Source organism: Halostella sp. PRR32, assembly GCF_034808085.1.
Classification (GTDB): domain Archaea; phylum Halobacteriota; class Halobacteria; order Halobacteriales; family Natronoarchaeaceae; genus Halostella; species Halostella pelagica.
In genome coordinates, this window is sequence record NZ_JAXHGL010000004.1 from 311,670 (window position 1) to 322,280 (window position 10,611).

The 10,611-nt window shown below is 59.1% G+C and carries 12 protein-coding genes; 6 read left to right on the top strand and 6 right to left on the bottom strand.

From position 1 onward, the window contains the following. Positions 1-71: 71 nt before the first annotated feature. Positions 72-1,460: an NCS2 family permease gene (locus SM753_RS15550; RefSeq protein WP_323192305.1), complete on the bottom strand. Its 1,389-nt coding sequence runs from the start codon at positions 1,458-1,460 to the stop codon at positions 72-74. Positions 1,461-1,683: 223 nt separating this feature from the next. Here SM753_RS15550 and cofC point away from each other — a divergent pair, with 223 nt between their 5' ends. Together cofC and SM753_RS15560 are read left to right on the top strand one after the other, a co-directional pair. Then, on the top strand, positions 1,684-2,322 hold the full coding sequence (gene cofC, locus SM753_RS15555) for a 2-phospho-L-lactate guanylyltransferase (RefSeq protein WP_323192306.1): 639 nt from the start codon (positions 1,684-1,686) through the stop codon (positions 2,320-2,322). 52 nt (positions 2,323-2,374) lie between these two features. After that, entirely contained in the window at positions 2,375-2,755 is a 381-nt protein-coding gene (locus tag SM753_RS15560) for a Rid family detoxifying hydrolase (RefSeq protein ID WP_135537041.1), read from the top strand. Positions 2,756-2,792: 37 nt separating this feature from the next. Here the strand turns inward: SM753_RS15560 and SM753_RS15565 are convergent, their stop codons facing one another. Next, positions 2,793-3,053, bottom strand: a complete 261-nt coding sequence (locus SM753_RS15565) for a sulfurtransferase TusA family protein (RefSeq protein ID WP_135537042.1) — start codon at positions 3,051-3,053, stop codon at positions 2,793-2,795. Here SM753_RS15565 and SM753_RS15570 point away from each other — a divergent pair. Further along, entirely contained in the window at positions 3,052-3,552 is a 501-nt protein-coding gene (locus SM753_RS15570; protein WP_323192307.1) for an ATP-binding cassette domain-containing protein, read from the top strand. The genes SM753_RS15565 and SM753_RS15570 overlap by 2 nt on opposite strands. A gap of 154 nt (positions 3,553-3,706) precedes the next feature. Here SM753_RS15570 and SM753_RS15575 read toward each other — a convergent pair whose 3' ends face one another. The 3 genes from SM753_RS15575 to SM753_RS15585 form a co-directional block, all read right to left on the bottom strand. Further along, positions 3,707-5,035, bottom strand: coding sequence for a 5'-deoxyadenosine deaminase (locus tag SM753_RS15575; protein WP_323192308.1), 1,329 nt, complete (start codon positions 5,033-5,035; stop codon positions 3,707-3,709). A 390-nt stretch (positions 5,036-5,425) separates the two neighbouring features. Beyond that, positions 5,426-5,608, bottom strand: a complete 183-nt coding sequence (locus tag SM753_RS15580; RefSeq protein WP_135537044.1) for a 30S ribosomal protein S17e — start codon at positions 5,606-5,608, stop codon at positions 5,426-5,428. 260 nt (positions 5,609-5,868) lie between these two features. Beyond that, positions 5,869-6,111 (bottom strand): hypothetical protein, encoded by a 243-nt coding sequence (locus SM753_RS15585; protein ID WP_135537045.1) that lies wholly within the window; start codon positions 6,109-6,111, stop codon positions 5,869-5,871. 218 nt (positions 6,112-6,329) lie between these two features. On the opposite strand from SM753_RS15585, the gene SM753_RS15590 reads away from it, so the two are divergent. Both SM753_RS15590 and SM753_RS15595 read left to right on the top strand, forming a co-directional pair. Next, entirely contained in the window at positions 6,330-6,515 is a 186-nt protein-coding gene (locus tag SM753_RS15590; RefSeq protein WP_135537046.1) for a 30S ribosomal protein S17e, read from the top strand. 547 nt (positions 6,516-7,062) lie between these two features. Continuing rightward, on the top strand, positions 7,063-7,950 hold the full coding sequence (locus SM753_RS15595; RefSeq protein ID WP_323192309.1) for a helix-turn-helix domain-containing protein: 888 nt from the start codon (positions 7,063-7,065) through the stop codon (positions 7,948-7,950). A gap of 674 nt (positions 7,951-8,624) precedes the next feature. Here SM753_RS15595 and SM753_RS15600 read toward each other — a convergent pair. Further along, complete coding sequence (locus SM753_RS15600) at positions 8,625-9,464, bottom strand: proline dehydrogenase family protein (RefSeq protein WP_323192312.1); 840 nt, start codon at positions 9,462-9,464, stop codon at positions 8,625-8,627. A gap of 132 nt (positions 9,465-9,596) precedes the next feature. Between SM753_RS15600 and SM753_RS15605 the strand changes: the two genes are divergently transcribed. Beyond that, positions 9,597-10,611 (top strand): aldehyde dehydrogenase family protein (locus SM753_RS15605; RefSeq protein ID WP_323192310.1); only part of this gene is annotated, 1,015 nt, incomplete at its 3' end.

Sequence of the window (10,611 nt, forward strand, 5' to 3'; positions counted from 1 at the left end):
GACGCGGTTCGTGATCCGTGTTTGCGGGTGGCGGCATCGCTCTCGCCCGTTCGTCCCGAGTCGCGGGATATCTATCCCATCACCCCGCCGGAGGTAACGTAGAAGTAGAGGACGAACGCCCCCGCGAGCGCCCACTGCGCGACGTGAACGTCGGCGTAGTCCCCCCGTGCCGTTTTGACGATGGGGTAACTGATGATGCCGGCGGCGATGCCGTTAGCGATAGAGGCCGTCAGCGGCATCATCACCATCGTCAGGCCGCCCGGAATGAGCCACTCGGAACTCTCCCAGTTGATGTCGGTGATGCCCTGAAGCATGATCAGTCCGACGACGACCAGCGCCAAGTAGGACGCGTACGCCGGGATGGCGGCGACGAGCGGGATGAAGGCCAGCGAGAGCAAGAACAGTAACCCTACGACGAGAGCGGTCATTCCGGTCCGGCCGCCTTCTTCGATCCCCGTGGAACTCTCGATGTAGGTCGTGACCGTCGTCGTCCCGATCATCGCACCGAACGTCGTCGCGACCGCGTCGGCCATCAGGGGCTTTTCCATCTCGGGGAGATTCCCGTCGTCATCGAGAAACCCGCCGAACTGGGAGACGCCGATGAGCGTCCCGGCCGTGTCGAAGAAGTCCACGAAAAAGAACGTGAACACCACGATGGCGAACGACACCGGTTCGATGTTCTGGAACCCTTCCAGAAACGCGCCGATGAGCGGCGTGATATCGTAGTGCGGTTCGGGGACGCCCGACGGAGTGAGGAGACCGTCGTTGACCACTCCTCCGAGGGTCAGCCCCCATCCGGCGAGCGCCGTGGTCAGAATACCGATGATGATCGACCCGGTCACCTCCCGCGAGTAGAGGACGAGCGTAAACACCAGGCCAGCAAGGGACAGGAGCGCCACCGGGTCGGAGGCGACGTTCCCGAGGGTGAGCAGTGTATCGTCGTGTGCGATCGCTACGTTCATCTCTATCAGTCCTAACAGGAGGAGGTACAGCCCGATACCCGCGCCCACGGCGAACTTGACCGGTTTCGGGAAGAACTCGATGATATACCGGCGTGCCCCGACCGAGGACATCGCCATGAAGACGATCCCCTCGACGAACACCGCCGCGAGGGCGGTTTGCCAGGGGATCCCGAGCGTGATGACGACGGTAAACGCGAAGTACGCGTTGAGTCCCATCCCCGGCGCGAGTCCGAACGGCCGGTTAGCGTAGAGGGCCATCACGATCGTCCCCACGACCGCAGCGAGGATCGTCGTGATGGCGATCATCTGGAAGACCTGCCCGTCCGAGTAGCCGTCGACGCTAATGGCCGCCGAGAGGATAGTCGGATTAACCACGATGATGTACGACATCGTCAGGAACGTCGTCATCCCGGCGATCACTTCCGTTTTCGTATCGGTACCGTACTCTCCGTAGCCGAAGAACGCCGCTACCTTCGACTGTTGATCAGCATCTGACACGGGTGACACGGTGTGACACACCTTATTAGCAGTTCCGGTTACTGTAAATTGATATAAAAGGTGGCCGGTATCTCACCGTTGACAACACGATGTGGCAGATAGATCCGGTTTGGCAGATATATTGGAGCGGTTCGATCGGGACTTGCGAGTTGTGTCGCGTGTGTTTCTCCGTTGTGGCGGGAGATTGATGGGACCGAACCGACGAACTCCGGAGAGAACAGTCATGCGAGTCATCGTCCCGTACGACGGCAAGAACCCGAAGACGAGGCTTTCGGAGGTACTCGACCACAGCGAACGGGTCGCGTTTGGGAGAGCGATGCTCCGAGATGTCTTGGCCGTCGTTCGAGGCGTCGGGGGCGATCCGCTCGTCCTGTCGCCGACGCCGGTCGATATCGAGGACTGCCCCGTACGCGTCGACGAGCGACCGCTTTCGCGTGCCGTCAACGGACAGTTGCGGTCCTCGTCAAACGCGATAGCCGTCGTGATGGCGGACCTGCCGTTGCTCACGGAAGCGGCGCTCGAACGACTGCTCACAAGCGACGGGGACGTAGTGCTCGCCCGCGGCGTCGGCGGCGGCACGAACGCGCTCGTCTCACGCACCGCGGACTTCGCCGTCGACTATCACGACAACTCCTATCTCGACCACCGGTCCGCCGTGCGCAAAACCGGCGCGACGCTGACGGAGGTGGATTCGTACCGCATGGCGACGGACATCGACGAACCGGACGACCTGGCGGAGTTGCTGTTGCACGGGGACGGGCACGCCGCGCAGTGGCTCCGCGACCGGGGCTTTCGGCTCACGGCGGATAGCGGCCGGAGCGGCGTTGAGCGCACGGCACTCTCGGACGAGTTGCACCAGTAACGGCTATTCCGACGGGGAAATCATTAAGGTGCGATACTTTGAGTGATCCCGTATGAAGCGAGTAATCAACTCGAACGATGCACCGGAGGCGGTTGGCGCGTACAGTCAGGCGACGACCAACGGCGATCTCGTGTTCACCGCCGGTCAGATCCCGATGACGCCCGACGGTGACCTGCTCGCGGACGAACCGATCGCTGCCCAGGCCGAGCAGTCTCTCTCTAACATCCGCGGCATTCTGTCGGAGGAGGGTCTGGAGATGAGCGACATCCTGAAAGTCACCGTGTTTCTGGACGATATCGACGATTTCGAGGAAATGAACGACACCTACAAGGACTTCTTCGACGACGAACCGCCCGCCCGTAGCGCTGTGGAGGTCGCGAACCTGCCGAAGGGTGTCGGCGTCGAAATCGAAGCTATCGCGGCGAGCGACTGAACGGCGTTCGCTCAACACTCCGTTTCTGTCCCGGATTTCACGGTGAGTCCGTAACCGACCGTCGAGAGCCCGACGCTTCAGTCACGAGTATCTGTAGTTCGAACTCGGCTTCGGGTTCCGTTGGAGTTGCCGTCGATACGTCGTACCCGTGCTTGTGACACGAGCGGCGAATACTCCGCTCTGCGGGCGGGTAATCCCCGACGACCGTGAGTTCGTCACCTGGTTCGAGTTCCTCCAGACAGCGTTTAACGATCGTCACTGTCTGAGGACACACTGTGCCACTCACGTCGAGTTCCATGTGCCACGGCACCGCACGCACGACTATAACGTTGTCCCCGGGGCGAACCGGACTCGGGGTCCGCCGGGCACATCTGCACAGGGCCGACGCGCTCAGCGCGGGCGAACGACAACGAGTGGCGTTCGCTCGTGCCCTGATGCAGGACGCGCCGGTTATCGTCGCGGACGAGCCGACGGCCAACCTCGACCCCTCATCGCGGACCACTGTCCTCGAAGTGCTAGACGACGCCGCGGGTGACCGGACGCTGCTCACCGTTCTCCACGACATGGAACTGGCAGTCACCCACTACGACCGCATCGTCGGCGTCGTCGACGGCTCGATCCGATTCGACCGCCCTTCGGAACGCGTCACAGTCGCCGAGTTACGGGAGACATTCGAAGGCGTCGATACGGGGTTGCCTGCCGCGCGTTCTCCTCCGCAGACGCCGTCGCTCGGACAGACCGCCGCCGAGAAACACGCCGCGGACCAGTGGCACGCTACGTCCAGGAGTCGGGAATAGCGATCGTAGCCGGACGGCAACCGCCGCGAACCCCCGTTACTCACGTCGCGATCGATAGCGTGTACGGTCCGTAGACGGTCTGACAGGCGGATAGAGCTGAATCAATGGCCACCGACGGACCGGTCGCGGCGGTTCAACGACGGAACAGTCGATCTTACGGTTTCACTTCCTCTGCCGCTTCGCGGTGCGATTCGAGCGAGAGGCCGACATCGTCCGCTCTCTGGCGAATCCGTTCCGCGTCGACGGTCGTTACTTCGCCGTTTTCGACGAGCACGTTCCCGTCGACCATCGTGAACATCACGTCCTCCCCGTGGGCGGCAAACACGAGATGGGAGAGCACATCGTGAAGCGGCGTCGCCCGGGTGATATCCGTCCGGAGACCGACGATGTCGGCGCGCCAGCCTTCACGGATGGCTCCCAGCCGGTCGAAGCCGGCCGCCTTTGCCCCGTTTATCGTTGCCATCTCGAATATGTCCTCGGCGGGGGTGACGGTCGGGTCTAGCTGGTCCACCTTCTGCAGGAGACTCGCCTGCCGCATTTCGGTGAACGGGTCGAGCGTGTTGTTACAGGGCGGTCCGTCGTTGCCGAGCGCGACGTTGATGTCCCGGTCGAGGTAGTCCCAGACGGGGGCGATTCCGCTCGCGAGTTTCATGTTCGAGGACGGACAGTGGGTGACGTGTGTCCCCGTCTCCGCGAGGACTTCCCGCTCGCTCTCGTCCGTCCAGACGCAGTGGGCGAGGACGACGTCCTCGCCGGTGAGGCCGACCTCGTCCAACCAGTGGATGTTTCGCATCCCCGTGTCAGACTTGACGGTTTCTATCTCGCTCTGGTTCTCGCTCGCGTGCGTGTGGATCCTGACGCCGTCGTACTCGTCGGCGAGTTCGCGAGCGCCGCGAAGGCACTCTTCGGTACAAGAGACGGCGAACCGCGGCGTGACAGCGTACCGGACGCGGTCGTCGAACGAGCCGTGGTACTTTTCGATGAGCCGCTCCGTCTCCTCTAGCGCGTCCGACGTGTCCTCTAAGAGTCCTCTGGGTGAGCGTCGGTCCATCATCACTTTCCCGAGGACGCCGCGAATGCCGATCTCTCCGGCAGCCTCGAACGCCTGGTCCGCGTGGTTGACGGAGAGATGGTCCACGCACGTCGTCGTTCCGCTTTCGATCATCTCGAGATAGCCGAGTTTCGCTGCCACCTCCATCTCCTCTGCCGACAGCGACGCTTCCATCGGCAGTATGTAGTCGAACAGCCAGTCGAGGAGTTCCGTATCGTCGGCGATACCGCGGCCGAGGCTCTGCACGGAGTGGATGTGTCCGCCCACGAGGCCGGGAAGAAGCACGTCGTACTCCTGTGTTTCGTGGTCCGGGTACTGATCGACGAGTGCGTCCCGATCACCGACGGCCTCGATGACCGTATCGTTCACGACGACGGCACCGTCGTGGATAACGGTACTCGAATCGGCGACCACCGTGCCGGAAAGTAACATACGTAAACAGGAACCTGCACACCGGCAAAAGGCTTTCTTTCCACACTCTCGCATGGCACAAGCACGAACGGTGCTTGAACGACCGAGTTCGGGCGTATGCGTTGCGTTGACTCTGCGTATCGGTCGTCGTTCTCTGACCGAAGAGACGATACACCTACTATTATCTCGATACATCTATTTCTCTGTCACTAGTTAACAGCCTAAGTTTGTTAACCCATAGCGCCTGTCCACGTAACGCGAACGGACTGGATCCGTTCGGAATCGGCGTTTCTCACGACCTGACAGGCACCGAATATACGGGGCCTTTGCGAGCATTCGCCGCCGGAACTGGCGCTCGCGAGGTCTTGGGCGAGTAGGGAATCAGGCAATCCGAAAACGGGTAGCGACTGCTCAGTTTCCGACCTGTTTGCGGGTTATGTACCCGGCTATCCGGTTTCGGAGCCGTATCGAACCGAGGTTGGTCATCTTCTTCACGACCGTTTTGTTCTTGCTGAACTTCGTCGAGAACGAATCCGGATGCTGGCTCAGCAGGCGGTCGCCGACGCTGATGATGTCTTCTGGGTCTGCCGTCATTACTGATAACGTTCGGCTATGCCGTTGTTAAGTGCTTTGTTCGGTCGGGTTCGCTTCTGCGATCACGCTATCGCTCGCTCGGAGATATTCACTCAGACGTTCACTGTTACAGTTGCAAGCGCTACTGTTGATACCTGTGAGCTCTCTGGTGTCCGCCGGTCTCCGGGTCGGCTTCGATCTGAGCGGACGCGAGTGCTGCTACATGGTATCGGAATCGTCGATGACTGTGTCGACCGGTAGAGAGAATCGGACGGTGTCCGTCAAGCGGAAACAGATCCACTCGCCCGGTGGTCGGTTAGCTGCACGTCGTAGTATTCGACGAACTTTATCAGGTCGTACTGCACGAGTTCTGTCGCGATATCGGGATCGACTCCGGCGACGATATCGTCGTCCACCACTCGTAGCAGGCACTCTTTGGCCTGTTCGGAGAGTTCGTCGAAGTGACAGACGTGCGTCCGATCCGCGGGCGACTCGATGCTGGTACTCGTGACCCTAAGTGTCATGGTAACTTCTCACACCCTCCTTTGTGACGCGTGGGTAATGAATATTCCGGCGACATACGGCACACGCAGTTTCGCCTGCCCCGAACTGGGCCAAGAGAACATGTGGCGTTTGCCTCCCACCTATTCGGAGAGACCAAGAGAGACACAGCGACTAGTCCGGCCAGATCTCGAACACAGACGTGGCAAAGAACTATTGGAAACGGGATCGAGTTTCCGGTATGACTTCGAACTCTGACGAGATAATCAGTATCGGGGACTCGCTCATAGAGCGTCATCCCGACACCTTCTCCGAGGACTTCGAGGAGAACAAACACCGCGTCGAACAACTGACCAGCGTCGAAGCAAAGCGGGTCAGAAACCGGATCGCAGGGTACATAACGAGAAAAGAAAAAGAACGAAAATGATGGTATTTGAGAAAGAATAGCGTTGTTAGGGAAACGAACCTCCTGGTTTTAAATGCTGAATTTAGGCTTCTAGTGGCTATGAGAACCTTCTAATCCCATCTATTACCAGATCAGCCGCTAGTTCTACGCCTCTGTAGGTGTTTGGAACTGAATGATGTCCTAAATATATATTACACTACTATTATTTAAAATATACACTATTGCTTGCTGAGAGATCGAATGACCTCTTTCACCTCTTGTGTCTGAGTCCGCTCCACGAACAGTTGCTCGTTCGCTCGGGGGCGTCGTCATAATACTATCTGAGATATTGACGGAGTTCTCGCTTTCAGAGCCGTGTTATAGTAGTCACTGAAACGTTTCACACGCTGATCGGATCTCTGTCGTACGATCAAGTGTGCAGTGACTACAATAACTGTTCGGAAGGGTCCGATCTAGAGAACCGGGAATGAAAACAGTCAATAGACAATTGGTCCGAAATACAATCGTACTGACCCGCGTCGGAAGATCAACCAGTGTCCTGACCACGATAACCCCGGTACACCCAACTATGGACGAGACGGAACCGTTCGAAGCAGGCGATCAGGCTGATGCGTTCGGTATGTTGTCCGACCCGAAACGGATCACAATCCTCCAGGCGCTCTGGGAGATAACGGACGAGGAAGCTTCCTTCTCGGAACTCAGAGACCGAGCCGGAATCGAGGATTCCGGACAGTTCAACTACCACCTCGACAAACTCACCGACCAGTTCGTTGCAAAGCACGGTGACACCTATCGGCTTCAACTGGCCGGAATCCAGGTCGTGGGATCGATGCTTGCCGGCACATACACGAAAGGGGACGGCGTCGACCCGATCCCGATCGACGACCCGTGTCCCGCCTGTGGTGGCTCCCTTCTCTTTGAATATCGAGACGAGTGGGTGAGTATCGACTGTCGAGAGTGTGATATCACTAGCAAGTTCGGTGTCCCTCCCGGCGTGTTCGCCGGATACGACCGCGACGAACTCCCCGACGTTGCCCAGCGGTACGGCCGGAACACGGTTCGACAACTTCGGAATGGGTTCTGTCCGTACTGCGAAGGCGAGATCCACCCCACGGTCAAGACGCTAGACGATGCCGAGACTGGGCTCCCTGACCAGTTCTCCGCTGTCCCGTTCGTCCAGTTCGTCTGTGACAGATGTAATATGGATATGACAGTCGACATCGGTGCGAGCCTCCAGGATCATCCGTCTGTCGTTTCCTTCTATTACGAACAGGGTGTCGATCCCACCGAACTGTCTTTCTGGGAATTCGGTGCAGTCACTCGGGACCAAGCCAGTATTCAGTCGGAAGATCCGTTTCGTGCTACCGTTACCTACGACAAGGATGACACTCAGGTTACACTGACCGTCGACCGCTCGCTACACGTTCTTGATAGCGACCGTGTGACTGACCAGTGAACGGACCTCGTGGAATTCAGTTACGACCCTACTCCTCCAAAACAGGTACTCGATTCTGGACATGGCTGTCTATCGAGCCGCTAAACCGACCGACTTCAGGAGTATTATAGCATATTTTATACTTGGGGATGAGGGGATATTTGCACTAAATATACAATATTATCTTCATTCAAGAGCACTGCCGACGACATGGCAATTAGCCATGGGTCAGTAACCAGGTGCACGGTATTTCTGCAATGTCCCCGTAGATCGTCTCCCACCGAAAACAGAGTTGCCCGGGAGTTCGATTACGCCGGGCTATTGCCCCGACTATTCAACTTGCTAACTCAAACCCGACGAACAGGGTTCACCCGAAAAGCGTTTCATCGCCGCTAATTTCCAGTCGACTTCTTTCTGCTGATATCTGAATGGCCGAGACAATACTGTAGGAGTTTGACAATAATAAACAATTTTCTATAGCTGTATTGCGAATATATAATATATATTATTGTCTCTGTGGTGGCCCATTCCTCCTCTCTAGAAGGTGTCTCGTACACTGACTGATCCGACGCCCCTTACCCGAAATCGGACACGGATTCGACGGCCTGTCGTTCTCCGTTCGGAACACCGACCGTCGGAACCCTGCGACCGACGGTATCGACTGCAGTGGGCCGGACAAGGAGCGCGATTTGACCTCAGGAGCCGGCGATCGCCCGTAGCGCGAACAGCGCGTTCTCCTTTCGCTCCCGGACTCGTCGGTAGAAGTACATCATCCAGCGTGATCCGTACGGGACGTACTGATAGACATCGACGCCACTGGCTGCGAGTTCTCGCTGGGCGTCTTCGCGAACTCCCATGAGCATCTGAATCTCGTACGGAGTCCCGTACTCCTCGTGAAGTTGGCGAGCGTATTCTATCATCGCGGGGTCGTGGCTCCCGACGGCGATACCTCCTTCGCGGTGCTCGAAGGCGTCTTCGATCAGCGACCGGTACGCCTCGTCGACTCTGGACTTGTCCGTGTACGCGATCGACTCGGGTTCGTCGTACGCACCTTTCACGAGTCTCACCTTGCCCGGAACGTCGGAGAGGCGGTCGAGGTCGTCGCTCGTACGCTTGAGATTCGCCTGTAGACAGAGGCCGACGCCCCCGTCGTATTCCCGTGCGAGGCTCTCGTACGCGTCCAGAGTCACGTCCGTCGTTCCCGAACCCTCCATGTCGACCCAGACAAACACGTTATCCTTGGCCGCCTTATCGACGATCCGTCGGAGGTTAGCCTCGAACCGGTCCGCCGAGACCTCCAGGCCGATCTGTGAGGGTTTGACCGAGATGAGAGCGTCGATATCAGACATCGTGATATCATCAAGCAGGGAGCAGTACGCCTCGGTGTCGTCGGCCGCGTCCTCGGGGTCGTCGTGGTGTTCTCCGAGTAGATTAAGGATCGTCCCGATACTATCATCCCGGTTCCGGGCCGCACGTTCCAGGGCCGCTGGCGGTGACTTTCCAGCGACGAAGTTGTTTGCGATGGGTGGAATCATCGTTTCAACCTCGTCCGGGATGCCTATAACCACGGCACCGACCAAAAAAACCACGGGTGTAATCCAGAAATAAAGAACTAGCCCGACCATGGGAGGGTGTCAATTCTACTCGGTGGGGGCGGAGAAGAACGTATGAGTCGGACAACAGACTCGGCGCAATATCGCCACTACATCGGCGGAGAGTGGACGGACGGCGAGGGTACAGAGACGTTCGAGAGCGAGAACCCGGCGACGGGCGAGAGCCTCGGCGAGTTCCAGCGCGGCACCCCAGCCGACGTCGACCGCGCGATGGCCGAGGCCGATGCCGCCTTCGAAGAGTGGCGCGAACTCTCCTACATCGACCGCGCGGAGTACCTCTGGGACATCTATCACGAACTCCGCGACCGCCACGACGAACTCGGCGAGATCGTCACCAAAGAGTGCGGCAAAGAGATAAGCGAAGGGAAAGCCGACGTGACCGAAGCCTGGCACATGGTCGAGTGGGCCGCCGGCAACGCCCGCCACCCCCACGGCGACTCCGTCCCCAGCGAAATCCCCAGCAAGGACGCCTACATGCGCCGGAAACCCCGCGGCGTCGTCGGCTGTATCACCCCCTGGAACTTCCCCGTCGCGATCCCGTTCTGGCACATGGCCGTCTCGCTGGTCGAAGGCAACACCGTCGTCTGGAAACCCGCCGAGCAGACTCCCTGGTGCGGCCAGGTCATCGCCGAGATGTTCGAGGACAGCGGCATCCCCGACGGCGTGTTCAACATGGTCCAGGGCTTCGGCGACGCCGGCAACGCCATCGTCGAAGACGACCGCACCGACACCGTGCTGTTTACCGGCTCCGCGGAAGTCGGCAACGAGGTCGCCAGCACCGTCGGGGGCACGCCCGGCAAACTCGCCGCCTGCGAGATGGGCGGCAAAAACGGGATCGTCGTCACCGAGCAGGCGGACCTCGACATCGCCGTCCACAGCGCCGTGATGTCGTCGTTCAAGACGACGGGCCAGCGGTGTGTGTCCTCGGAACGGCTCATCGTCCACACGGACGTGTACGACGAGTTCAAAGAGCGCTTCGTCGAAAACGCCAGGAAAGTCGCGGTGGGCGACCCGCTGGAGGAGAACACGTTCATGGGGCCGGCGATAGAGCCGGGCCACGTCGAGAAGA

What these genes read in the sequence shown, in the direction of transcription:
- SM753_RS15590 (WP_135537046.1), top strand. Translation starts at nt 6,330, where the DNA reads ATGACTTCGAACTCTGACGAGATAATCAGTATCGGGGACTCGCTCATA.
- SM753_RS15560 (WP_135537041.1), top strand. Translation starts at nt 2,375, where the DNA reads ATGAAGCGAGTAATCAACTCGAACGATGCACCGGAGGCGGTTGGCGCG.
- SM753_RS15575 (WP_323192308.1), bottom strand. Translation starts at nt 5,035, where the DNA reads ATGTTACTTTCCGGCACGGTGGTCGCCGATTCGAGTACCGTTATCCAC.
- SM753_RS15570 (WP_323192307.1), top strand. Translation starts at nt 3,052, where the DNA reads ATGTGCCACGGCACCGCACGCACGACTATAACGTTGTCCCCGGGGCGA.
- SM753_RS15580 (WP_135537044.1), bottom strand. Translation starts at nt 5,608, where the DNA reads ATGACGGCAGACCCAGAAGACATCATCAGCGTCGGCGACCGCCTGCTG.
- SM753_RS15600 (WP_323192312.1), bottom strand. Translation starts at nt 9,464, where the DNA reads ATGATTCCACCCATCGCAAACAACTTCGTCGCTGGAAAGTCACCGCCA.
- SM753_RS15585 (WP_135537045.1), bottom strand. Translation starts at nt 6,111, where the DNA reads ATGACACTTAGGGTCACGAGTACCAGCATCGAGTCGCCCGCGGATCGG.
- SM753_RS15565 (WP_135537042.1), bottom strand. Translation starts at nt 3,053, where the DNA reads ATGGAACTCGACGTGAGTGGCACAGTGTGTCCTCAGACAGTGACGATC.
- cofC (WP_323192306.1), top strand. Translation starts at nt 1,684, where the DNA reads ATGCGAGTCATCGTCCCGTACGACGGCAAGAACCCGAAGACGAGGCTT.
- SM753_RS15595 (WP_323192309.1), top strand. Translation starts at nt 7,063, where the DNA reads ATGGACGAGACGGAACCGTTCGAAGCAGGCGATCAGGCTGATGCGTTC.